This is a genomic window from Bacillus sp. FSL W8-0920 (assembly GCF_038593215.1).
GTDB classification, from domain to species: Bacteria; Bacillota; Bacilli; order Bacillales; family Bacillaceae; genus Bacillus; species Bacillus pumilus.
Genome location: NZ_CP151974.1, coordinates 859,142 through 884,004, shown reverse-complemented (window position 1 = coordinate 884,004; position 24,863 = coordinate 859,142). Strand labels below are relative to the sequence as shown.

General features: G+C 40.9%; 21 protein-coding genes. 5 read left to right on the top strand and 16 right to left on the bottom strand.

Features of this window, described 5'->3' with window-relative positions; all coding sequences use genetic code 11:
* Positions 1-89: 89 nt before the first annotated feature.
* Positions 90-2,660, bottom strand: coding sequence for a bifunctional lysylphosphatidylglycerol flippase/synthetase MprF (gene mprF / locus NSS78_RS04180; protein ID WP_050944751.1), 2,571 nt, complete (start codon positions 2,658-2,660; stop codon positions 90-92).
* A 168-nt stretch (positions 2,661-2,828) separates the two neighbouring features.
* Between mprF and NSS78_RS04175 the strand changes: the two genes are divergently transcribed.
* Positions 2,829-3,308 (top strand): MarR family transcriptional regulator, encoded by a 480-nt coding sequence (locus tag NSS78_RS04175; protein ID WP_003217817.1) that lies wholly within the window; start codon positions 2,829-2,831, stop codon positions 3,306-3,308.
* Between the two features lie 22 nt (positions 3,309-3,330).
* Here the strand turns inward: NSS78_RS04175 and NSS78_RS04170 are convergent, their stop codons facing one another.
* The 5 genes from NSS78_RS04170 to NSS78_RS04150 form a co-directional block, all read right to left on the bottom strand.
* Entirely contained in the window at positions 3,331-3,612 is a 282-nt protein-coding gene (locus NSS78_RS04170) for a hypothetical protein (protein WP_106030241.1), read from the bottom strand.
* A 12-nt stretch (positions 3,613-3,624) separates the two neighbouring features.
* Positions 3,625-4,152, bottom strand: a complete 528-nt coding sequence (locus tag NSS78_RS04165) for a YfiT family bacillithiol transferase (RefSeq protein WP_212046486.1) — start codon at positions 4,150-4,152, stop codon at positions 3,625-3,627.
* Positions 4,149-5,174 carry a zinc-binding alcohol dehydrogenase family protein gene (locus NSS78_RS04160; protein ID WP_212046487.1) on the bottom strand — a complete coding sequence of 342 codons (1,026 nt, stop codon included), beginning with the start codon at positions 5,172-5,174 and terminating at the stop codon, positions 4,149-4,151. Before NSS78_RS04160 ends, NSS78_RS04165 begins: the two co-directional genes overlap by 4 nt.
* A gap of 690 nt (positions 5,175-5,864) precedes the next feature.
* A complete protein-coding gene (locus NSS78_RS04155) occupies positions 5,865-6,611 on the bottom strand; it encodes an anti-sigma factor (protein WP_212046489.1) in 747 nt (248 codons plus the stop codon).
* Positions 6,608-7,174 carry a sigma-70 family RNA polymerase sigma factor gene (locus NSS78_RS04150; RefSeq protein WP_050944756.1) on the bottom strand — a complete coding sequence of 189 codons (567 nt, stop codon included), beginning with the start codon at positions 7,172-7,174 and terminating at the stop codon, positions 6,608-6,610. The genes NSS78_RS04155 and NSS78_RS04150 overlap by 4 nt, the downstream gene beginning before the upstream one ends.
* Before the next feature lie 333 nt (positions 7,175-7,507).
* Here NSS78_RS04150 and NSS78_RS04145 point away from each other — a divergent pair, with 333 nt between their 5' ends.
* Positions 7,508-7,834, top strand: coding sequence for a YnfA family protein (locus NSS78_RS04145; RefSeq protein ID WP_050944757.1), 327 nt, complete (start codon positions 7,508-7,510; stop codon positions 7,832-7,834).
* Positions 7,835-7,913: 79 nt separating this feature from the next.
* Here the strand turns inward: NSS78_RS04145 and NSS78_RS04140 are convergent, their stop codons facing one another.
* The 7 genes from NSS78_RS04140 to NSS78_RS04110 all read right to left on the bottom strand — a co-directional run bounded on the left by NSS78_RS04140 (position 7,914) and on the right by NSS78_RS04110 (position 15,552).
* A complete protein-coding gene (locus tag NSS78_RS04140; RefSeq protein ID WP_050944758.1) occupies positions 7,914-9,629 on the bottom strand; it encodes an ABC transporter ATP-binding protein in 1,716 nt (571 codons plus the stop codon).
* 12 nt (positions 9,630-9,641) lie between these two features.
* On the bottom strand, positions 9,642-10,571 hold the full coding sequence (locus NSS78_RS04135) for an ABC transporter substrate-binding protein (RefSeq protein ID WP_050944759.1): 930 nt from the start codon (positions 10,569-10,571) through the stop codon (positions 9,642-9,644).
* Positions 10,572-10,709: 138 nt separating this feature from the next.
* Complete coding sequence (locus NSS78_RS04130; protein ID WP_327840954.1) at positions 10,710-12,293, bottom strand: helix-turn-helix domain-containing protein; 1,584 nt, start codon at positions 12,291-12,293, stop codon at positions 10,710-10,712.
* A 272-nt stretch (positions 12,294-12,565) separates the two neighbouring features.
* Complete coding sequence (locus tag NSS78_RS04125) at positions 12,566-13,609, bottom strand: NAD(P)/FAD-dependent oxidoreductase (RefSeq protein WP_106051617.1); 1,044 nt, start codon at positions 13,607-13,609, stop codon at positions 12,566-12,568.
* A gap of 153 nt (positions 13,610-13,762) precedes the next feature.
* The gene (locus NSS78_RS04120) at positions 13,763-14,392 is read right to left on the bottom strand and encodes a rhamnogalacturonan acetylesterase (protein ID WP_137055509.1); all 630 of its coding nucleotides are present in this window, start codon (positions 14,390-14,392) and stop codon (positions 13,763-13,765) included.
* Positions 14,393-14,542: 150 nt separating this feature from the next.
* Entirely contained in the window at positions 14,543-15,007 is a 465-nt protein-coding gene (locus NSS78_RS04115) for a DUF6884 domain-containing protein (protein WP_212046491.1), read from the bottom strand.
* Positions 15,004-15,552 carry a VanZ family protein gene (locus NSS78_RS04110; protein ID WP_342468304.1) on the bottom strand — a complete coding sequence of 183 codons (549 nt, stop codon included), beginning with the start codon at positions 15,550-15,552 and terminating at the stop codon, positions 15,004-15,006. Before NSS78_RS04110 ends, NSS78_RS04115 begins: the two co-directional genes overlap by 4 nt.
* A gap of 173 nt (positions 15,553-15,725) precedes the next feature.
* On the opposite strand from NSS78_RS04110, the gene NSS78_RS04105 reads away from it, so the two are divergent.
* The 3 genes from NSS78_RS04105 to NSS78_RS04095 all read left to right on the top strand — a co-directional run bounded on the left by NSS78_RS04105 (position 15,726) and on the right by NSS78_RS04095 (position 17,237).
* Positions 15,726-16,304 carry a TetR family transcriptional regulator gene (locus tag NSS78_RS04105; RefSeq protein ID WP_212046498.1) on the top strand — a complete coding sequence of 193 codons (579 nt, stop codon included), beginning with the start codon at positions 15,726-15,728 and terminating at the stop codon, positions 16,302-16,304.
* A 273-nt stretch (positions 16,305-16,577) separates the two neighbouring features.
* Positions 16,578-16,922: an SMR family transporter gene (locus NSS78_RS04100; protein WP_003217798.1), complete on the top strand. Its 345-nt coding sequence runs from the start codon at positions 16,578-16,580 to the stop codon at positions 16,920-16,922.
* Complete coding sequence (locus NSS78_RS04095; RefSeq protein ID WP_003217878.1) at positions 16,923-17,237, top strand: multidrug efflux SMR transporter; 315 nt, start codon at positions 16,923-16,925, stop codon at positions 17,235-17,237.
* Between the two features lie 53 nt (positions 17,238-17,290).
* Here the strand turns inward: NSS78_RS04095 and NSS78_RS04090 are convergent, their stop codons facing one another.
* Genes NSS78_RS04090 through NSS78_RS04080 form a run of 3 tightly spaced genes read right to left on the bottom strand, consistent with a single transcriptional unit; the run spans position 17,291 to position 24,380 of the window.
* On the bottom strand, positions 17,291-17,617 hold the full coding sequence (locus NSS78_RS04090) for a hypothetical protein (RefSeq protein ID WP_212046493.1): 327 nt from the start codon (positions 17,615-17,617) through the stop codon (positions 17,291-17,293).
* Complete coding sequence (locus NSS78_RS04085) at positions 17,610-18,212, bottom strand: class D sortase (RefSeq protein ID WP_106030229.1); 603 nt, start codon at positions 18,210-18,212, stop codon at positions 17,610-17,612. The genes NSS78_RS04090 and NSS78_RS04085 overlap by 8 nt, the downstream gene beginning before the upstream one ends.
* A 21-nt stretch (positions 18,213-18,233) precedes the next feature.
* Complete coding sequence (locus tag NSS78_RS04080; RefSeq protein WP_342468303.1) at positions 18,234-24,380, bottom strand: SpaA isopeptide-forming pilin-related protein; 6,147 nt, start codon at positions 24,378-24,380, stop codon at positions 18,234-18,236.
* Between the last annotated feature and the right edge of the window lie 483 nt (positions 24,381-24,863).

The following is a 24,863-nucleotide window of genomic DNA, read 5'->3' as shown; positions in this document are numbered from 1 at the left end:
TTACATCCCCCTTACTCTTCAACTTTACCACTTTTGCTATTCTTTTGTCTAAAAAAACCTTCACCTAGTGAAAGGTAAAGGCTTTTGATCTATGGACGCCGGTTGCGATTTGGGTCCATCCCTATCAGCTTGGTGACAAGCACCATTGTGACAGGTAATGATGTATTCTTTTTATACGCTAAGTATTTTCCGCGCCATTCAGGTTTATATTTCTGTTTAAACGACCGTAATCCGCTGAAGCTGTACATAAATCTGACGTTGTTGAAAATAACACTCGCCAAACGCTCCGTGAGGAAGGACTGATGAAATGTTCCTACATTCGATAAAGGCGCCATTCCCATGTTAAAGGATTTGTAGCCTTTTTCTTTCGCCCATTGAAAAAGGTGGATAAACAGCGCATCCATCATCCCGTTCGGTGCATCATGCATATGACGCATTAGGTCGATGGAAATCTCCCCTTCTTGATACATCGGCATTAGTGATACAAAAGAAATGATTTCCCCTTGTTCATCCTTCAGAATCGCAATCGGTGCTTTTTGAAGATAATCTTCTTGAAAATAGCCGAGCGAAAACCCTTTTTCATTTTTCTTTCCGAGCCAGCTGTCAGAAATCTGTTTTAAGGTTGAGATGAGCTCATCTGAAAAAGGCGGTTCCAGCATTTCAAACGTATAGCCTTCTCGTTCAAACTTATTGGCCACAGCCCGTAAATTTGATTTTTTCTTACCGGAAAGAGAGAACGTTTCTAAATCGACCATGGCTTCTTCTCCAAGCTTAAAGAAGTGAAAGCCTAAGTCATGGTAGAGCGCCATCCCTTCCCGTTCTACTTGATAAAAAGCAACGCGATAGCCTGCTTTTTCTGTCTGCTGTAGAAACTCTTCAAGTACAAGTGGATAGGATGCTTTACGTCCGGATGGATCTCCAAGCACAATGACGCAGCGGCCAATGCGCCCAAATTGAAGCATCGCCTCTCCATCACTTGAGAAAAATAGTTTTTTGTCGCCTAAAAAGCCAAGATGACTGAGGGCATTTCCGCCCTTTTCTTCTAAAAACGTTTTTAATTTTTCCTCATCTGCTTTTTCTCCAATCGGAAATGCTCTTTTATTAAAAATCAATCTGCTAATGAAGAAAAAAAGCGGTACACCTATGAGAGCAATCATGCTTGTCATTGTGATATGCCGTTCATTATGCACGAGGTAATCCCTACTCAAGAAATGTCCAATTTTTGTCCAAATAAAGTTGCCGATGACATTATAGTTAAACAGCACGAGTAAATATCCAGCAGCCGCCGCCACAAACTGATACAAGGAATAAGGGGCCTGCTGCTTCACAAATTGATTTCGAAGAGAGAAAAATACAGCCATGATGACTGGCAGTATAAAGATGAGACTCAGGTTAAATCCTTTTAACAAAGTAAACACAAAGCCGCCTGCTAGGGCGATCATCGTCAGCACGTACGATCTTTTTGTTCGTTTATACACTTCAATGGACAAAATCATCAGGATGATGCCGAACATTAAAGAAAGACCATTAAATCCTGATAATAGAAAGCGTGGAATGCTTGTAATCACGCCTAATCGATCGACAGGAAGCACAACAGACGCCATAATGAGCAAGCCGCTTCCAAAGGTTAAAATTGATAAAGATCCGTACAATAAACGGATTAATAAAGCACGGTGCAACACAATTAAGACGTTCGTTGTTTCTATGGCAGGTGCCATTCTCGGATTGCCTTCAAGGCGTCTAAGTGTCGTTCCCGTTAAATCGTAAGCAGCTAGACAAAGCCCAAGGATAAACGGGAAGATCGAGTACACGAAGCGGTACAAAACGAGCGCCGTCAGTACCATCTCTTTATCAAACCCAATGTACTGCATGCTCAGTAAAAAGATGAGGTCAAATGAACCAAATCCGCCCGGAACCATACTGATTAAACCACCGATTGACGCAATCGCAAATACGCCTAATACAATTCGGACATCGACATTCATCCCCATAGAGACGACAGCCATGTACATGACGAGACCAGCTGCCAGCCATTCTAAAAACGATGCTCCGATATAAGCGTAAATCGGATGCTTCAGTCCGCTTTCACCGCTCTCAATCGAGCTTTTTCGTACGGACGCCATAATGATGTAAATGGGCACAATACAAGCAAAGATAATCACAAAGGCCCATAGCCACGGCTCTTGGCTAATAATACTTTCAACAGGAAGCACCCTCACCAAGATCAGATCACTGAAAATAGATAAGCCCAAAAGAACCGAGGAAGTCAAAAGAGCAATGCCTTTCAGCAGTTTTTTCGTATCGGTTATGTACTCCTTGTATAGAAGTGTTCTAAGCCCTGCTCCTGATAGACCGCCGAATCCAAGGACACTGTTAAAAGAGTTCGCAATCCAAGAAATGCGAATCGTTTTCCAGCCGCTGATGGGCATATTCAGGCTTTTTCGTAAAATAAAATCATATAAGGACATCGATAACACTGCGACAAGTCCAAGAAAGACAAGAATAAACAAGTCCATTCGATTCAAGCTGTCAATGATATAAAACGTTTTTTTAATGGAAAGGCCGCTCAGTTCCTTTTTGGCGACGAAAATTAAGACAAGGATAATCACGATCGGAAAAAGCATTTTTAAGATCGTCATACCCGTTTTTTTGTTCCACATGATTTTCCCAACTTTCTAAGTTGCTTCATTTATTTCGACTGACCATTATTATACAACAAATACCACTTGATTCATGCAGTTTAACATTCAAAAGCTTGTCGAACCTTTCAATTAGAAGTAAAAATCAGTAATATAGAGAAAAGAGCCGCTTAAAGGAAGTGAACGAGCGTGGAATATAATATTCATGACACCACCGTATTAAAAGAAGAGATTCTATCTCCAGAGGAAAAAAAGACATGGGTGCTCTATATGAAAGTACTCACAGCTGCAGGTCTTGGAGATGTGTCAGAATGGATGAAGCTTGATATGAGTATGCCTCAAATGAAGGTACTCATGCTACTCAATAACCATGGCTCTCTCAAGGTATCCGAAATCGCTGAAAAAATGGGCGCTTCTTTGTCCAATATGACAGGCCTGCTTGACCGGTTAGAACAGTCTCATTTTGTTGAACGAAAACACTCTGAGCGTGACCGTAGAATCATTGTCGTCGAACTAACAGAGGAAGCGAAAAATATTTTTAGAAGCATTTATCAAAAAGGACACGAAAAAATCAAAAACTCCCTGCAACGGCTCAATGACGAGGAAAAAGAAAAAGTCAACGAAGGGCTGGCTATTTTAGAAAAAGCACTGCGTCCTGAACGCGGCTAAACATGAAAAGGAAAAAAGACGGTCACTTGAGATCCGTCTTTTTTAGTTCTTCTACTTGTCGATCTGGGGTGAAGAGATTTTTACGAATGACTTCCCTGTCGTCCCATAAAAGATAACCTAAACCGATGATGAGAAAAAAGATACTGATCCACGTACCGCCAGGCAGTATCTGTTCAAGTTCCTCAATCGTTCTTTCTGAGCCTAAGCTATTACTATAGCGTATCTCAAAAAGAACATATTTTGCTATATAAAACAATGCCGCCATACAAATAAACATGGCGCCGACAATTCTTCTACCAGACATGTGTTTACTCCTTTAATTCCATTGATTTCTTTTGATTAATTCCGTGATATGGGCAAGATGATGCTTTGAGTGCCAGACGTACATTCCTGTTGCATCATATAAGGACACCGTTTGTTGATCGGCTGGGTGATAATAGGACGCAGTGAAGTCTTCTTCTGACATCCCTCGAAGTAATGTAACCCACCTGCGATGCAGACTGCTGATTAAGAGCAGTGATAGGCTGATGGGCGCTTTGCTATCTGGAAGCTCGGCGAATCCCGCCTGATCATATGGACGGATGTGCGGTATTTCTTCTGTGAGCGCAAGCTTGAATCGTAAGTATGCATTCAGATGGCTGTCTGCTACGTGATGAATGAGCTGACGGACGGTCCATCCTCCAGGCCGATAGGGTGTATCCAGCTGAGCATCTGTCAATTGATTGGTGACTGTTTCATATTCTTGTGGAATCGTACCCAACTGATCAATCCATGACTCTAGCTGCTCCTTTGTTTTATTTTCAACCGGTTCATATAAGCCAATCGGATATTGTAATGACGTCATACACTCTCCCCTTTCTCAAATCCTTCTAGTACAAATTTGCCAATCATCTTTCCTTGTTCAAGGGTTTGATGTGCCTGCTTCAAGTTAGCAGCATTGATCGGACTGAGAACCTTTGTTAACGTATGCGTTAATCTCCCCTGTTCAAATAACTCAGCCGCCTCTGTTAAAAGCTCATGCTGTTTGATCATGTCCGCTGTTTTGTACATAGGGCGTGTGAACATGAACTCCCATACAAATGCAGCACTTTTATTTTTGAGTAATTGAATGTCTAGGTTGTGCTGATTCTCGACAATGGTACAGATCGTGCCTTGCGGTTTGATGGCTTCTGCCATGCCTTTGAAGTGTCCATCTGTATCATTTAGGCATAAAATGAAATCCACTTCGCCTATTCCTTTTTTCTGAAGCTGCGCGAGAAGCGGCTCATGATGATCAATGATATGATCAGCACCTAATGATAGACACCACTCTTTTGTTTCAGGTCTTGATGCGGTGGCGATTACAGTGGCATTTGCTAATTTGGCTAGTTGGATGGCAATAGAACCTACTCCGCCTGCACCGCCGATGATGAGCAGTGTTGCCCCTTCTGCATTTCGCTTCATATGCATCCGGTCAAATAACGCTTCATATGCCGTAATTGTCGTCAGAGGCATCGCGGCTGCTTCTGCAAAGGAGAGATTGGCAGGCTTTTTTGCCACAATCCGTTCATCCACAAGCTGATACTCACTATTTGAGCCTTGACGCGTGATATCTCCCGCATAGTACACGTGATCACCAGACTGAAATAATGTACACGCTTCGCCAACTTCAACAACCGTACCGCTTGCATCGTAGCCAAGAATTTTCAGTTTTTCTTCCTTCTGATCCTTCGGTGATCTCACCTTCGTATCAACTGGATTCACTGACACAGCCTCTACCTTCACCAGTATATCCCTGCCCGTTGCTTTAGGCTTTTCTACTTCCTGATCCATCAAGCTTTGCTCATGCTCAATCGGTAAGTACTCCAATAGTCCAACAGCTTTCACTCGCTCGCACTCCCTTTCACCATGCTTCTTTTCCACATTTTATCATAATTTTCTGATGTTTATGGATAGATCAAACGAGTGATTGCACATTTAGGACCCTTTCAAAGCCTTTCGCTCCCTCGCTATATAAGAAGGACGAGCTCTTTGCCATGAAGGAACATAGGAGAACCAGCTTTTGGATTTAAAAAATAGCTGAACGTAATAAAACTGGATGTGCTGAAGGAAAAAGATCATTAATAGAAAAATAGCTAGTGACAGAGTTAGGCTATCAGCTGCCCCTTGCATCCATTTAGTGATAAAGAAAATAACAAAGCCGATCATTATCATTTGTTCCAGCCTTTGCATGATCTGGGTCAAGACATGTCCTCGTTTCGATAGATCACCAGACTGGTGCTTCCTGATCTTTCTCGATTTATAAAACCATATGGTACATTCTACTAAGTTATGAGTCATAAAAAGAGCGATGAGGGCGATCAATAAAGGTGATGGGGTATAAAGGACTTGAGCAACGAACGGAAACACTAAAAAATAGCATGCCATACATGCGTGTCTCACTGATAAGAGAAATAGTTCTTTTTCTATGTATGGTTTCATCTGTTTCACCTCCATATGTACTACGTCTTATCTGCCAAAAAGTTCCCTTTGCCTATCAAAAAAGGATGCCCCAAAGGCATCCTTCCTGAATCACATTTAAAATGCAGCGCTTAGTACGACAGGTCCTTGCGGCAGTTTGTTATCCTTTTTTGGTTCAAGGGTGACTGCCACGGTATCCCATGATTCGCTCGCTTCTTTTTCTGATAATGCATAGGTGACGGTTCCTTCTCCTTTGTTATCTGTTTTAAAGGCACCAGCTGGTACCGGTTGATCTCCTTTAATGAGCCACACTTGATAAACAGCAGATGAATCAAGCTGATCCTTTAATCCGTCTGCACTCACCACCAGCTCTTTTTTGCCGTTATGCTCAATCACTGAAAAAGCACCCGTTGTTTTTGGTGATGCGGCTGATGCCAGTGATTTTGTCGCTACAACCCTGACAGGTTCTTCCGCTTGTTCTTTTCCATTCGATAAGAAATACACGTTTCCAGCTGCTGAAATAAGAAGCAGTGCGGCAACAAGTGGCAATAGCCATTGGTTACGTTTCTTTTGCAGCGGTTTCATCTCGTTTGGTTCATGTGCTGCCTTGAGCTCTTTCCTATGGCTATTCTTTTCTTCGACCGTCTCTTCTTCAAACACCTGGGATAAAATACGGTCTTTCATCCCTGCCGGAGGTGTTTGGTCATCTGCTAGAAATGGAATGTCAGACATGAGCGATGTCAATTCTTCAAGCTCTTCTTTGCAAGCTGAGCAGTTCTTGAGGTGCTCTTCAAATTGTGCTTTTTCTTCTCCTTGTACATGCCCGTTGAAATAATCAATCACTTGATGTTTACACTGAGTCATGCCTCTTCCTCCTTTCCTCCGCGAGACAGTCTCGTCCGTAAGTGCTTCAATGACAATCGAACTCTTCCCTTCACCGTTCCAATGGGGATGCCTAGTTTTTCAGCAATGCTTTTTTGTGTCATTCCTTTAAAATAGACATCTTCTATGATAGTTTGCTGTTCTTTTGACAATGTAGATACTGCTTCACGTATGATTTGTTTTTCCTCGTTCCATTCAACTTCCTTTGATACATCTTCTTGATGATCGGCTAAATATTCAATATGCTCATCTTCTAGTGCCGTTTCGTTCCGGTGCTTTCTTAGGAGATCGATGGCTGTGTTGCGTGACATCATGAATAACCACGAGGAGAATTTGCCTTTATCCGTATGGTATTCTCCTATACCGCGCCAGAGCTTGATAAAGACTTCTTGCAGCACTTCCTCCGCAAGCTCACGACTTCCAGTCATTTTATAAATAAACGAATATAACACACGTTCATAGCGATCATACAGCACTTCAAGCGAAGGCTTGTGACGATCAAATTTGATCTTGTGATACAGCTCAGAATCTTTCAGTGTATCCATGGTCATCTCCTTCCTTTTTCATGAGAAAGAGCATGCTGCATTCATCATGAAATCCTTCACGTATTGCTTATCACTCGATTTGCTGAAATAAGCCTACTTTGTACTTTACTCTTTTTTAAAGGAGAAAAAAAGAGCGCCGAAAAAGGAAGTGTGCTCCTCATGAGAATGTACTTACTGTACGAAAAGCAAGGCCATTTGGATCACTTCTATCTGAAAAGTCAAGAATCCATGTGTTTCCATTCTCTGTTCCGTTGATTTTAGCAAACTCTCATGTCCCTCACAATGTCAACATGTCATAATAGAAGGTAACGAAATGAATTGGAGTGTCCTTACATGATGTTGACGATCGTTCTTTTTTTATTAGCAGGAATAGCAGAAATTGGCGGCGGCTATCTTGTGTGGCTTTGGCTGCGCGAAGCCAGACCTGTCAGCTATGGAATCGCCGGCAGCCTTATCCTCGTCGCTTATGGGGTCATCCCTACCTTCCAGCAGTTCCCGACTTTCGGACGGGTTTATGCGGCCTATGGCGGTGTGTTTGTGGTTCTTGCTGTGTTTTGGGGCTGGTGGGTCGATCGAAAAACGCCTGATTTGTACGATTGGGTAGGCGCTCTTATTTGTTTAATAGGTGTGAGTATGATGCTCTTTGCCCCTAGAAACTAGGGAAAAAGATTGCAATACATGTCATGAGAAAAAAGCCGGCGCTCTTTTGCCGGCTTTCACATTTCTTCTAATGGACTTTTTATGCCCCGAATTGTGTTTCATAAAGGCGCTTATATAAGCCATTTTGCGTTAGTAATGTTTTGTGATTTCCTTGCTCTGCAATGCCACCTTTTGTCACAACAACAATTCGATCTGCATGTTGAATAGTTGCAAGGCGATGCGCAATGACTAGCGTCGTTCTACCTTCTGAAAGCTCTTCTAGTGATCGTTGGATCGAAGCCTCTGTTTCAGTATCTAGTGATGAGGTCGCTTCATCCAGTATTAAAATAGGTGGATTTTTCAGGAAAATACGTGCGATTGATACACGCTGCTTTTGTCCACCTGACAGCTTGACGCCTCTTTCACCAATCATTGTCTCAAGACCTTCGGGCAGGGATTCGACGAGTTCTTTTAGCTCTGCTTTTGACACTGCCTGCCATATTTCATCCTCAGTTGCATCAAGTTTTCCATAAAGAATGTTCTCTCGAATGCTCCCATTAAATAAATAGACGTCTTGTTGGACTATTCCAATTTGTTGGCGCAGTGAAGACAGCTTCATCTGTCTACTATCAATGCCGTCTATCGTAATGGTTCCAGATTGCCATTCATAAAACCTTGGTAATAAACTGCATAGCGTGGATTTACCAGCACCGGAAGGACCTACTATGGCAACCGTTTCCCCTTGTTTGATCTCCAGATTAATATGCTCAAGGATCAAACTGTCCTTCTCATAACCAAAGCTGACATCATGAAATGTAATTTCACCTTTTAGCCCATCGACATGAATCGCATCAGGGACGTCCTTTTCGTCTGGGGCTTGATCTAAGAGCTTAACAAATCGCTTAAAGCTTGCGACTCCCTTTGGATACGTCTCAATGACTGAATTAATTTGTTGAATAGGTCCTAAAAAGATTCCAGACAGCAGGACGAATGAAATGAATTCGCCATAGGTCATATTCTTTTGCATCACAAACCATGTCCCGCATACAAGTCCAAAGATGGTGACGCCCTTCATAAGCAGGTGACTAATTGAAGCGTGTAATGCCATCATTTTGTATGTGGTTAATTTCGTTTGTTTAAACTGTTCATTGTGTTCAATAAAGCGATCCACCTCGTGCGTTTCATTCCCAAATGCCTTCACTACTCGAATTCCGCTCACATTATTCTCAACCCTTGCATGGAATTGACCAATACTTGAAAACATGTGATCAAAGGCAATCGACATTTTCTTCGTAAAATAAACCGATAGCCCTATTAAGAATGGGACAATGAGAAACGTGAGGACGGCAAGCTGCCAATTAATTGATAGCATCAAGGCAAATGCACCTGTAAGAGTCATCATTGCAATAAATAAATCTTCAGGACCGTGGTGAGCGATTTCACCAATATCCATTAAATCGTTTGTCATGCGTGAAACAAGCTTTCCTGTTTTCTTTTGATCAAAGAATCGAAAAGACATTTTTTGTACGTGGGTGAATAGCTGACTTCTCATATCTGTTTCAATATTGATACCTAGCTTATGTCCGAAATAAGTCACCACATAATTCATTGCTGAGCTGACAACATAGACTGCCAGTAAAATTCCACTCCAGATGAGAATCATTTCCCAGTTTCTGTTTGGGAGAAGGTCATCTACAACCATACTGATCGCGAGTGGAAATGATAATTCAAGTAGTGCCGCTATGACGGCACAGGAAAAATCTAATATAAACAGCCCCATATATGGCTTGTAATAGGAGAAAAATCGTTTTAACAAAAAGCAGCCCCCTTACTTCTGAGATAATTCTGTCAATATCTCAACGTATTTTTCTGCTTGATTGGCGATAGCTATTGGATCAAATGGCCAGAAATACGTAATATCCAAGTCATGTACTTGATTCTTTTTCACCGCTTTTAAGCTTTTCCATATTGAATTGTTCTTATCGAACGTACCTCCGTTGGCTTCATCAACAAATATATAATCACCTGCATATTTTGGTAGCACTTCATATGAAATATGTTCAAATCCTGACTTTCCATTTAAAACAGTGTCTGCAACATCTTTTGGCGGCTGAAGCTGCAATTGTTCATAAAGTGCTTGTCCACCTCGATAGATACCATTCCCATACACATAGACATCATTTTTAAATGCACCCAAGATTGACACTGTTTCGCCTTCTTTGATGACTGTTTTCACTTTCTTTCTAGCAGCTTCTATACGTTGATCAAATTTTTTCAAAAACGCTTTTCCTTCTTCTTCTTTATTCAAGATGCTGGCTAATGTAGTGATCTCTTCTTGTGAATTTTTAAATACACCGAACGGATAAACAATCGTTGGGGCAATCTTTCTGTAGACGTCAAGTACCTTTTCATCGTCTACAGCTGAAATGATGAGGTCTGGTTTTAAGCTTGCCACCTTTTCGGCGGAGCGTTCATCACTAATGTCTGCCACACCATCCACTTTGCCTTTGAGATGTATGTTTTTTAAATCTTGTGTTGTGGCACCAACCGGTTTTACCCCTAGTGCAACAGCACTACCCAAATAGCCATCTACGAGAATACGCTTTGGATTTGCTGGAATCTCGACCTTGCCTTTCACTGTGTCAACCGTTTTTGTTTTTTCTTCGGCTTTTTTACTTTCTTCCTTTTGACCGCAGGCTGCTAGTGCGAATAACAACACTAAAGCTATTAAACTAAGAAATATGCCTTGTTTTTTCATAACTTCTTTTCTCCTCCATATCATGATGAATCACTGAGAATCATTATCATTTATTTGTCTCTCGTATTCTATCAACCGCTTGTCTATCGGTCTATGGATAATCGTCATAACTTGTTTATGGACAATTGTTAGATACTCTTATTCTTTTATTAAAAATTGAGAGAATCGTTTCATGATTTCTATCGCCCGTTCCCCTTCACCAAATCTAAATTCTTCTAGTTTTAACAGGTAGAATGTATTATTTTGCACTGCGGGTAAATTACGCAGGACATCACTTTCCTTCATACGTTTGTCCATATGTCTGTACCATCCATTCCGAACAGCCACAATAAAAAACATATGATCTGCTGCATAATCTGCTAAACGCTCAAGCGGAATCACAACATGTTTATCCGGTTTCAGCACCTCCTCTTGAATGGCTTCAGGGGGCTTCAACCCCAACGTTTTATATAGGTTGATTGCTCCTCTCGCATGAAAAGACCACATATACACCTTGTCATGTCCCCTTACTTCATATAAAGCAACCGTTTCCTTTTTTTTCAAAAATGGCGTCAAGCGAGCTCTTTCCTTCTGTGCTTGCTTCTCATAACGCTCCACCCATTGCTTTGCTTCTTCGCTCCTTCCGATGAGGCTACCTAAACAAAGTACCTCCTCTACAGGACTCAGGCGACTATATGGAAAAACAAGCACAGGAGCGATTTTCTCCATGCGTTTCATCCATTCTATGTTTGTATAGAAATAATCAGGCATTAAAATGAGGTCTAAGTTCATGTCCTTCAAAACGTCGTCAGGTGTATGCTCATGAATGACGATAACATCACTGAGTTGACCTTGAAGCACATCTGAATAAAGAGCAATATCTTCTTCCATGCAAATTGGTTTCACTCCAAGCGCAAGCAAAGAGCCTACAAACTGAAAAGCGGCAATTCGTTTTGGTTGGCGGCTCAGTCGATACTGACTAGGCGATCTGCCCGTTTTTTGACGAAATTTTCTGCTGAAATAGAGGCTATCAGTATAGCCTACTCTTTGTGCAATCGCCTGAACCTGTTCATCGGTTTTGAACAATAGCTTTTTTGCTTCATCTATTCGAATTTGTGCAATATAATCTGTGACACTCATTCCAACGCTTTTCTTAAAAAAAGTAGAGAAATAGCTTTCATTAAAGCCCATTTTATGTGCTAAGTCCTTACGGGTCAGTTCTTGTTGGTAATGCTCTGCAATGTATTGAAGAATCATTTGAATTGAATAATGATCAGCATGAATTGTTTTTTCATTTTGTTGCTGGAATATTTGCAGTACTAGCTTTAGTAGCTTCACTTGGCTACTTTCTGAATAAGAGGGATCACTTAAACGTTTAATATGAAGAAATAATACCGGTGAGCCCATCACCACTTGCCCGTTATCAGGCAGGGTATCATAATTGATTTTATAAATTAATTCATCATCAGCATCATTTGTGAGCATGTAATGTTCAAATGAAACAGCAAAAATTGTGACTTGCTGATTAGATAAAGAACGGATAACAACGGGGATGTGAGATCGTATAAACAGGCTATCCCCACCGTCAAGCTCGTACTCCATTCCTTCTAGCTGAATGACAACGGTACCATCAGCTGTTAAAACGCTTGGAGATTTTGTCTGCCATCTGTTCGTTTGTTTTGCTTTCAGACACATCTGAATTTTCTTTTTCATATGTAGCATCGTTTCCATTTGTGCGTTCATCTTCAGATACCTCCTTTCAGCGATAAAAAAGGTGATGCCGTTGCGGCACCACCCCAGCGTGTAGACAAACCCTCGCATTCGTTGTCAGATCTGCGCGCTGGTGCTCACGAATGTTGAATTCGCTCCGCTCCAGTGCTCGATCTTCCTAGACTTCAAGGGTTTTCAATTCACGCTGAAAAGAAGACAAAGGGCTAAAATAAAAATCATTTTAGCCCTTTGTCAACAATCTGAGGTGATGCCGTTGCGGCTCCACCCTTCTTGTTTTGTTTTTTTTAGCGATCCGCACCGGCTGCCAGCAATTCTTTGTTTTTTTCCTTAAAACGTTCATTATGAGAAGATACATACGCCACTTTCTCCGCATCTGGTTCGATATATAATTTCGCACTATTTAGTGCGTTCACACCATCTACAAACGTTCCTGCAATCAAGCGGACCTTGCTTTTATGTGTACATAAATCACCTACTGCATACACACCTGGTAAATTGGTCTCCATCTGCTCATTCACTTCAATGAGTCCCCATTCACCTTGCTTTAATCCCCATTCTGCAAGAACACTTAAATCGCCTTTCATGCCGTGGTTGACAATGACTGCGTCTGTTTCAATACGTTCTTTTTCACCTGTTTCTAAATGCTGAACAGTGACAGCTTCGATTTCTTTTCCGTTACCATGTAGGTCAGTTAATTCATGTGGGGTTAAAATACGTGCACTTGATGCTTTCATATTCGCCACGTTTTTTTCATGTCCACCAAACATATCTCTGCGGTGTATAACAGTAACACTTTTCGCAATTGGCACAAGGGCATTTGCCCAATCCACCGCAGAATCGCCGCCCCCAGAGATGACGACTCTTTTTCCAGCGAAGGTTTTGAGCTCCTGAACCGTATAATAAAGGTTTGTTACTTCATAGCGATCTGCATTTTCAACCTCCAGCTTTCTTTGAACTGGAATACCGTGCCCCATTGCCAAAATCAAGGTTTTGGTTAAATGGCGATCACCATTTTCGGACGTAATCAATATATTTCCATCTTCTAAGCGATGAAAGTCTGTTATTTTTTGATTTAATGCAATGACAGGTTCAAATGTTTTGGCTTGCTGTTCAAGCTGTTTAATTAATTGCTCTCCTCTTGTTGGCACTAATCCACCTACATCCCAAATGACTTTCTCTGGATACAGTAGGATTTTCCCACCAAGGCTTTCGTTATACTCCAGTACCTTTGTCTTTAAATCCCGCATCCCACTATAAAAGGCGGTGTACATTCCTGCTGGACCGCCGCCAATAATGGTGACGTCAAACAATTCAAGCTGCTCTGTCATTTGAGTCCCTCCAGTTTTTCATCGATTGATCTATTTACAAGTGATATTGATTCTCATTATCATATGTACCTATTGTAGTCTACTCTAGTGAAGGGAATCAATAGCTTTCTGCAAAAAAAGAACAGGACGAGCGCTTTCTCGTCCTGTCATCCATCACACAATCGCTAATCCAAGGTCTTTTAATTCAAGCGAAACAAGTCTTGCAATCGCATCTGCTCCTTCTTTTGTAAAGTGCGTGCGATCCTCTACGCCTGTTGACAGCATAAAGTAAGAAGTCGTTTTCTCTATGCCGGAAATTTGATAAAATTGAAGGCTTGCCGTATTTAAATCAACAAGAAGGACTTCTTCTTCATCAGCTAGTTCTTTCATAGCGGCACAGTAATCAGGGAAATCATTGATATATTCTCCGTCTTTTTCATGAAAGCGGCCGACTGGCGTTAATAAAAGCGGTGTAGCGCCTTTTGCTCTTGCTCCGTGAATATATTGAGACAAATAGCTTTTATACGTCGTGAAAGGATCTGTATGCCGTTCGGGCTTCTCCGTTGAAGCATCATTGTGCCCCATTTGTGTAAGCAGCCAGTCCCCAGGCTGAATGTCAGCCAATATTTTATCAAGCCGTCCTTCTTCAATGAATGTTTTTGAGCTTCTTCCACCGATTGCGCGGTTGTCGACGCTCACGCCTTGCGCTGTATAGCGATGTAAAAACTCTCCCCATCCTCCTTGAACAGGACGATCCGGGTAAGATGCAACGGTTGAATCACCAGCTAAATAGATGGTTGTCATGTTCATACGCCCCCTTGTTCATATAGCCACTCTTATAAGCGATGCGGACATCCTAGTGGCTGCTGAAAAGATATGAAACAATCAGCATCGCTACTTCATTCATTCTCTTTTTAATGATCAAACCCCTGCTTACCGGTAGATGTGAATGCGTTAAATATTCGGCGGAAGTTCTACTTTTGTCTCAACGGCTTGCTTTAACGCCTGAAGCATGTAGCCAATTCCTTTATATGGAGCTAGCGGATAAATCGCTGTCTGATGAGGAAGTAATAAAGGATCGATCACCTTTCGATATTTCTTTCCACCTAGTATCACTAGTTCATCATATGCAGTGAGATGTTTTTCATGAAATTGCTGCCTTAGTGCTTCACGTGTTATCTGATCAGCATGCGGTGTACCAAAAGCCACATCATAATTTTCATGAATGATATCATCTGCTTTTAGGAATCCATGCTTCGCTGATATGATCAGCCAGTCTGAAAAGAACGTTTGGGCATAGCTCTTCGTATGCTGATGCAGCGGACTTAAATAAACGAGGTTCGCTGGCTGGCTCCCTGCCTCTGGATGGACGTCCCAAATTTTCTTCGCCCCACATGGAATGATACATACTCGCTTCAATTGATTTTCTCCTTCCTTCGTCGATACATTCGATACAACATACAACCTAGCGCTGTGCCGAGTGTATTTAATAGAATATCATCAATATCGCTGCTTCTTGTAATCATACCAGATTGCGAGAATACCCATTGAAGCACTTCAATCATTGTTGACAAGAAAAAGCCAGCAAGAATCGCCTTTTGCCAGCGCAAGGTTCGGAATGCTTGATAGAGAAAAAAACCAAGTGGCACAAATAACAAAATGTTCCCTGCCAAATTTAAAAAAACAAGATTGGGATAGCCGTGATGATAGGCATGGAGATTTTGATAAATGGACTGCAAAGGCATGAGGTTGACACTCACCTGATCCCTTCGTGCGGAAAAACGATTTGGAAAGACCGTCAAATACAATAAAACATTCGTATACATAAACAGACAGGCAAGAACGATTTCTGTTCGTAAATAGATAAATCGTTTTTGCTTTTTCGCCTGTCTGTATCTCATATGTAAATAGAGCGGGACGAGCAAGAGAAAATAAGTAATGGAAAACATCGCACTGAATGTCATACGGAGAGCTGCCCCTTTCTCACATGATGCTTGACCATATTTACAGCTTATTCAGGCCTGCCCTCATCTATTCATCACTTATTCTCCTATTCAATGACGAGACACCCATATTGACAAATCGTCAGTTTTCCGCTAAACTGACTGACATTCAGTCATTTAAGGTCGGTGATGATGTGTCGAAACGAGAAAAGATTATGCTTGCTGCCATTGATGCGTTTAAAGAAAAAGGAATCGAAAAAACGACCATTTCGGATATTGTGAAAGCAGCAGGAGTGGCGCAAGGAACGTACTATTTATATTTTCCTTCAAAGCTGTCTGTCATGCCTGCTATCGCAGAACATCTCATCTCGCAGATGGTTCCCGCTATTGAAAAGGAACTGACTCAGCATGCGGATGTCCTCGATCAAGCAGATGCGCTTGTTGAATTCATCTTCTCTTTTACAAGACAATACCGTGACGTCCTTGCTCTAACGTACTCAGGTTTAGCTGCCACGGAGCATTTAAAGGAATGGGAAGATATTTATGAGCCGATTTACAAATGGGTCGCTGCTTTTTTAGAAAAAGCAAAGCAGGACAAAAGGGTCCGTGCGAATTTGAACTGTCAATATGCAGCCAAATTCATTATCGGTTTACTTGAATCGTCTGCTGAGCAAATGTACTTGTTTACAGAAACAGATACAGAAGAGATTCTGATTCAAAAGCGAGAGGTGAAGCAATTTCTTCTTTACGCACTTGGCATAGAGACACCTTAACTTAGTACAGCACTTGCTGTACGGCGTGTAGACAAACCCTCGCATTCGGTGTCAGTCCTGCGTGCTGGTGCTCACGAATGTCAAATTCGCTCCGCGCCAGTACTCGTCCTTCCTAGACTGCAAAGGTTTTCTATCACGCTGAAAAGAGGACAAAGGGCTAAAATAAAGTTCATTTTAGCCCTTTGTCGACAATCTGACTACAGCACTTGCTGTACGCTCTTTTTTGGTTTTAAAATGACGAATCGTCAGTTTTGAGTTTTAGGAGGAAATACGATGAAAAAAAGCTGGATGTATGTCGCACTCACTTGTTTATTCGAATTACTTTGGGTGTTTGGTTTAAATAGAGCTGATGCGGTGTGGGAGTGGGCGATCATTATCTGCCTGATCCCGGTTGATTTTTATTTTTTAATGAAAGCCTGCGAGAAGCTGCCGACAGGGACCGTGTACGCCGTGTTTGCCGGAGTTGGAACGATTGGTACGTCTTTGATGGATTACGCGCTGTTCGGCGGTTCGTTTTCATTAGAAAAGCTCTTATTTATGGGCATTTTAATTCTCGGCATTATTGGACTGAAAGTGTCTGATGGAGATGCACATGAGCAGAAAGGAGAAGCGGTATAAATGGGCTGGTTTTTTGTACTATTAGCCTCTGCCTGCGAAATCGGCGGAACCATTGGCCTCAATATGTTTAGTAAGAAAAAGCAAATCACGACAGGTATTTTATTTGTCGGCGGATTTGCCCTATCCTTTTTGTTTTTATATGCCTCGTTCTCTTCCGTTCAAGTATCCGTTGCCTATACGGTCTGGATTGGACTTGGAACGGCGGGCTCTGTCTTGTTTAATATGATTCTATTTAAAGAACCGAAAAACATGATTCGTATACTCAGCTTGCTGCTGATTGTGATTGGCGTCGTTGGGCTGAAGTTATTTGCGTAATTGAATGACAAAAAAGGAAGGGAGTCAAAGCCCCTTCCTTTTTTAATTCTCGTTTAATGTGGATCATGCTGCTCGAGCAAGAGATCCATTGCGTAAATCGATTCGCCTTTCTCATCTAATAAAAAGTACACTATCAAAGGCTCTCCAAAAGCTGGTGTCTGCTGCGTGAACAACACACAGGTGAATTTTTCGATACCAATTGGAAGCTTTCTTTTTAATATAGGATGAAGAATAGGCGAAGTCCGAATTGTATCTACATCAACATCCCAACGTTCGTTTTTTAATGTTGGATAATGCTCTGATAATAATTGGTGTAACATGTCGGTCGTGAGCGTTGCTTTTCCATTGTACCCATCATCTATTATGTTGGTGTTATACATCCGACGGTTGCTCACCCTTTGAAGCATTAATTCGTATTCCTTTTAAGACAAATCGTTTCTGACCATCAAGAGTACAAGTGATCAATGTCAGTTCATTTTTCCCGCGATCCTTTAGTACATCAACATCCGTCGGTTCAATCGTAGCTGAGCTGACAATTTTATATTCATATGTTTCAGCTTGATGATGTAAGACGACTTTTTCTCCCTTCGGCACCTCTGGCAGCTGCCTGAAAAGCCGGTCGCCTTTATACCCTCTATGGCCTGCAATCGTGAAATTTCCTTCACCTGGCATTTGATGAGATTTGATCTGAGTCAGTGCAATACCTAAATTTTCTTTTGAAGTAACAGGAAGCACTTTTTCGTTTAAATCAATTGACGGGATCTCTAGCTCCATCACATCTCGAAGGTCTTCTTCTGACACAGTTAGATGTGGAATAGAAGAAAGGGCATCACTGTCATTTTCTTCAATCATCTTTAATGCCTGTTCCATTGCTGCAGTCTCTTGAGAAGTTCGCCACTCATATATAAAAGGAACGGAGATGAGCATTAGCCCCGCGACCACCAAAAAGCTGCCTAATAAGGTTCTTTTTTTCATCAATATACTCGTTCCTTCCTTTTACTGAATGGCTCTTCTTCTAAGAACAAGAAGAACAGTTCCAGAAACTACTAGTAAAATCCCTGCATACATCATATAACGCAGCCATTCTTCTCCAGTCTTTGGCAGCTCACCGTTTGAGTCATGAGGTGGATGTTGATCCCCTTTAGGTGAGGCTGGAGGATTCGTGTGGTCCTCTTCATTCTTCACTGGAGCATTTTTCACAATCAATGTCTTGATCTCCACTTCGCCCATTTGAATTGTAAAGATGAGTGGTTTCTTTAAAGCTACATAACCATTTGGAGCTTTCGTCTCTGTGAGTGTATATTCACCAGGTTTAAGCCCTTTGACAATGGCTTCTCCGTCTTTTCCTGTTGTCACAGATTTTATGGTTTTCCCGGCTTTTGTACGAATGTCAAAGGCTGCACCTTTTAAAGTTCTATCTGTCTGCTGGTCTACCTTTATGATACGCAGACTTCCTAAGATCAAGTGATTCTTCGCTGTTAATTGAAGTGGCTTCTGCTGATTTTTTTCAATTGTAAACAGGATCGGCTTATGGTCCAATTGATAGCCATGAGGTGCTTTCGTTTCAACGAATTGATATTCTCCCGGTTTTAGATCGTTGATGCGAAGCTTTCCTTTTTGATCGGTTACAAGTGATTTCTTCAACGTTTTCCCTTCTTTACTCAGAAGAGCAAACTCTGCATTTTCGAGCGTATGTCCCTCATCATCCACTTTGGTCAGTTCCACTGCTCCCGGCGTCAGTTTGTTGATCATTTCTACTTTGGCTGGTTTGTCTTGACCTAAACGGATCGTAAATGAGACAGGTGTCTGATCCAATTCATAGCCGGCAATGCTTGCTGTTTCGACAAATTGATAGGTTCCTGGCTTCAGTTGATCGACTGTCAGTTGACCGTTTTTGTCTGTCTTTAAGTCTTTCTTCACACGCTGATCGTGCGCATCAATCAGGTCAAAGGTCACGCCAGCGAGCAACTGACCATCCTCCCCTTTTTTCTGAAGCTTCACAGCACTTGTCGTCCGAATATTTTCTTTTGTCACTTTCACCAGTTGATTTGGATTGAAATCAATCTTAAAGTCCACTGGTTCTGCATCAAGTTTATGTCCAAAAGGAGCCTTCGTTTCAACCAATTGGTAAGCGCCTGGTTTCAAATCGTTGACAGTGATGATGCCTTTCTCGTTGGTTGTTAAACCTGACATCAATTCTTTACCATCGTCATTGAAAAGTGTAAATTCTGCGCCCTTCAATCTTTCTTTTTCTTCCCCTATTTTTGTTAGTTCTACAGAACCTTTCTTGAGCTGATTGATGGCCTCCACTTGAATCCATTCTTTTTGACCTAATTCAACTTGAAAGACAAGTGGTTTCGCACTCAATTCATAGCCTTCAAGACTCTTTCTTTCAACAAATTGATAGGTTCCAGGTTTTAGACCTGTGAAGGTGATTTCTCCATCCTGATTGGTTGTAATCCCTTCTCCTCCTGCCACTATCTTTCCTTTGGCATCAGATAGATCAAAGACAACCCCTTCTAATGATTTCCCATCTTCGCCTTTTTTGTGTAACAGCACTCCGCCTGTTGTGCGGCTATTTTCTTTTGTCACACTGACCAGCTTCTCAGGGTTAAATGGAATAGCAAAAGTGACAGGTGTTTCGTCAAGCTCATGACCGAATGGAGCCTTCGTTTCAACAAACTGATAGGTTCCAGGTTTAAGATCGTTGACGATGATTTCCCCGTTCTGATCAGTGACGAGACCTGTTTTCATCTCTTTTCCATTTGCATCTACAAGCTTGAATTCTGCTCCTTCAAGCACTTCATTCTTTTCACCAAGCTTCGTGAGCTGGACAGCTCCAGTTTTGAGATCATTGATCACTTTGATCTCTGCCGGTGTTTTTTGTGCGATTTCGATGGTAAACGGATAAGGTTTATTTTTCTTTTGATAACCATCAATACTCTCTGTCTCTACAAGCTGATATTTGCCCGGTTTGAGGTTATCGACCAAAAGCTTCCCATCTTTATCTGTTGTCAAATCTTTACGCACAACTTCGTCATTTTGATCCGTGATTTCAAATCGAACACCTTGAAGCTGCTTGCCATCTTCCCCTTCTTTCACCACTTCTAATGCACTTGTTTCGTATAGGTTCTTTTGTGAAATGATGACTGGTTCTTTTGGATCGAGTGGTACTTCAAATTTGATTGGTGTTTCATCTAATACATAACCATCAGGTGCTTTGGTTTCAATGAGCTGATACGTACCCGGTCTTAGTTCGTTTATCGTGATCTTGCCATTTTCTCCTGTAACAAGCGAACCATTTAGCTCATGCCCGTCTTGATCTAAGAGCTTGAACTGTGCACCTTCTAGTCTCTCTCCGCCTTCACCTATTTTGCTCAATTCAGCAGAGCCTTTGATGATGTCATTTACTGCAGTGACAATCGTTGTTTCTGTTTGATTTTCTTTGATTGTGAACGGCCATTTTTGCTGATTTAATTGATAGCCTTTCGGTGCGTTTGTCTCAACAAAATAATAGGAACCTGGCTCAAGATGTTTGAAAAGAATTTCTCCTTTTTCGTCCGTTTTCAAATGGGTTTGGACGGTATCTCCAGATTCATTTTTCAGTTCAAATTCAGCATTCTCTAATGCCGCACCCGTCTCTTTGTCTTTTTTCGTTAACTTGACATGCTGGCGGATTTCTTGGTTCTGCACCGTCATGCTATTTCCTGTTTTCGCTTGATCTTCTGATTCGTAGGGCTGATCAATCGTTACATTGATTGGTTCCTTCGTCTTAATATAACCATCAGGTGCTTTCTCTTCTGTCACGATATAGTCACCATACAGAAGACGATCAAATCGAAGAGCTCCTTCTTCATCTGTTGTCTTTGTTCCAATGACGATACCGCTCGCAGCATCTGTCAGAGAAAAGCTTGCTCCTTTTAGCGCTTTTCCACTACTCGCGTCTACCTTTTTAATGGTTAAAGCGCCAATCGCTCCTGTGCCATCTCCCATACCAGCGGTGCGTTTGACCACAATTGAGGCTTCGGATTCCTTTTTGATTTCTTTTACATTTTCACCTCTAAACGTTACTTCGTTTTGAAGTGTACTTCCCACCTTATCTAAAATGAGAGATTGGTATTCTAAAATATATGGTCTCGTGATTTCTTCTTTAAATTTGATTTGAAAAGAATCTGGATCGAATTCAAGGTCTAGTTCATAGTCCTTCCCTTTTTCCAGCTCTTCCTTTTTGGTCACTTGCCCCTTTTCATCTATTGTCGTCGAATAGAGATGAAATGAGTTTTCTATTATCGCTTGGTTACTGCTCGGATGGTCTATAATCGTCGCATCTTGGACTGTTGATTGGCCAAAGTTGATATTGAGTTTCCAATCAATGACTTTCCCTTGCTGATTTCCTGATTTGCTCGTGTATTTCCCTCCATTTGGAATGGACACCACAGCATTTACGTCTGATTCTTTCGTCTTTCCATCATAAAGGGTCGCTTTATTTTCATAGGTTTTCTGTACTAAATCCATTCCTTCAACACTTGTTTGATACGTGATTTTGTATGGGGAATCAATGGCATGTTTGAAAATGACTTCGAAGCCTGATTCTCCTTTTTCATTTTCAAGGAATTTGATGTCATAATGTTCTTTCGCTAATACCTCTTTTTCTTCCGCTCCATTTTCCCCGCCTTGTAAATCAAGCGAGTAGACGGTGATTGAATCTTTAAGCAAACGCTGATTTCCTTGAATGAAATCCTCGATTTTCGCCTCTTCTAAATGTTTCAAGTTATAGTTCACACCGATATTCCATGTGATCTCTTTTTTCTTTGCATCATATGTTCCGTTCTTAAAACCATTTGACTGCGTGTATGTGTCAGGCGTGAAGACAGACTGATTTTCCTTCGTCAAATCCTTGCCATCTTCATTTATCCATTCAAGCTTTACATGATTACGCAGGTTCTTTTGATCTTTATCTGCTCTTTTTTCATAATCAAAAGACGTTGTATATGTGACGGTATGTTCTGTCTTGATTTCTTTCGTAAATTGAATATCAAATCCATTTGCATGTTCAACTATTTGATAATCTGTGCCTTCTTCAAGCACTGTATTACCTGTCGTCACTTTTAAACTATCTTTTTGCAGCGTCAATCCTTCGTTTGTAAACGTATCTTTTAATATCAGGTTGTTCATGGTTTGTTGATCTTTGTTGAAGGTGATACGCCATGGAATAGTCTTGTTCTTGTAATTCGGTGTTCCATGATTTTTCGTTAGAATTTGTTGATCAATTCTTTGCTTCCCTTGTTTGCTCTCTTTGCCAGCTGTTACAGTATTGATAATCTCTTCAGCTTCGAAAATCCGCTCGGTTGCTTTTGTTTGATATGTGATGAGATAAGCCGATTGAATATCTTGATTGAATTGCAAGGTAAACCCGTTTTGTTCATCCTTTTTTTGAGGTTGAACCACATAATGTTCAAATGCTTTTGTTCCTGATTCTTTGCCATTCTGATCAATTGTGACTTCCTTGACTTGAAATGAATCAGAAATCAGCGCCTGTGTGCCATTAAAGAAGTCTTCTAACAAAGCATCCTTTTCAGCAATCTTTTTTTCGTTATAGTTGTAACGAATTTCCCACGTAATTGTTTGTGTGACTGGATCGTAGTGGGCGGCTTTTTTATTTAAAGGACTGCCTCTTGTCACATTCACTGTTCCTTCTGCTGAACTAATCACTTTATCAGCAGAGACAAGGGACGCTTTATTACGAAACGCAGACTGATCTTGATTCGTAATGTCCGTTTCATACATTAAACGGTAAGCTAGATGCACGTCATCTTTAAATTCAATCGTGAAATCTTGACCATCTGCTGTTTGGCCAATTGTGTAGTGGTTTTCGTCAAGCAGCTGACCAAGCGATGTTTCACCATTTAGCTTTGTATCAACACGATAAAGCTTGATTGAATCTTTCTTTAACGCTTGACCTTCTTGAATCGGATCTAAAAGTCTCGCTTGTTTCACATCGTCTAAGTCCATATTAAAATCGACTGTCCATTGAATGGTTTCAGCATTGTAAGATCGATTTGGTTCTCCCTTTTTAGAGACGTTTGGACCATTTGGAATGTATTGAATCGGGATCGATATCGTATCTTTGCCTTCAATCGGGGTAATGACCACTTCTTTTTCTTCAGTAATGACTGTTTTTTGATCTAATTGTGTCCATACTTGAAGTGTTCCATGGATATTTGAATATTGTTTGATAAAGTCAGTGAATTCGATGGAGGCATTTCCGCTCTCATCTACAGAAAAATAACCAATGGTTGCCTGATTAAATTTCATCTCGAGACGATCGATTTTTTCATAAATCACTAATTCCTCTGGAACCTTGAAATGGAATGTATCCCCGCCATTATAGCTATGACCATTTGGGATCGCCCACTCATAGTTAATGGAAATAAGCGAGTTGATGTCAGGCTTATCAACTGAATTTCCATCCTGATCTTCAAAAATTAATTTTGCATCAGTGAGAAGATTTTCTTGTATCAGCATTTGTTTTGAAACACTTTGCAGCCCTACACGCTTAGATACGCTCACTTTGTTTTTTAGTAATTCATCTTCATCGCTTTGTTTCGTTTGAGCGGCTTCTTGATTCTTATCGTCTTTTTCTGATGAGGTTGAGTCATCTTTTGGAAGGCTTTCTTCACGCTCGTTTTGCTTTGTTTTCTCTTTTGGCTCAGCTATACTGATTACATCTATGTTTATTGATCCTTCTAAATTTGGATCAAGCTCAACATCTTCTTTAAATATGACCGTCACTTCATTTTGTTTTGAAACGGTATACTCACCAACAAGTATGTCACCCACAGTAATGGGTTCCTTCTGTTCCTTTTCTACCTGTATGGCTGAAGGAAGAGTGAGAACATACGGATATTGTTTTTTTAGATCGATTCCTTTTATCGACCAATGGACAATTGCCTTTCTGACTTGCTGATCTTCCATGTTTGATAACTTGTTTCCTTCGCTATCAGCAAACTCAATATCTCCATAAATGTTTTCTTGGCTTTCTTTTGCTTGTGCCCCTGCTAAAGGCAAGATTCCTAATATACTAGACTGTATGACTAACACCGCGATGAGAGCCAATGACAATATTCTTTTCAATACATCCACCCTTTTCTAAAATTAATTTTCAACCATGATAAAAAAATCATTTGTATACTGTCAGATCAATCACTCCGCTTCTGATCAAATATTTTCTAAAAATTTGCCCCTTAAGACCCTATGAATAAAATGAGTTGATCAATCATGAGCTTGAAAGGGAATCATGAGTAGTGGATATAATAACTGGGTAGGGGTCTATAGAAATGGGGAATAGTGAGAGGATCGTGAAAAGAATAAATGTGAATTTTTCTATTTATACTGGAATGAACAATAAATGATGTGTACATGCATATATAAGCATGTATTCACATATGGTTCGTTCATATGAAACAAGCATGTATCATATCGTATGTAAGGTGAGACAGTTCAGCATTATATAAATCGCATTCCTTTCTACTCCCTTTCATATGGTAATCAAAAAGTTGCTGCGTTTTATTCTTACATTTACCGTTTCAACAGCAAAAAAATAAACAAAATATCTAAAATGATCCA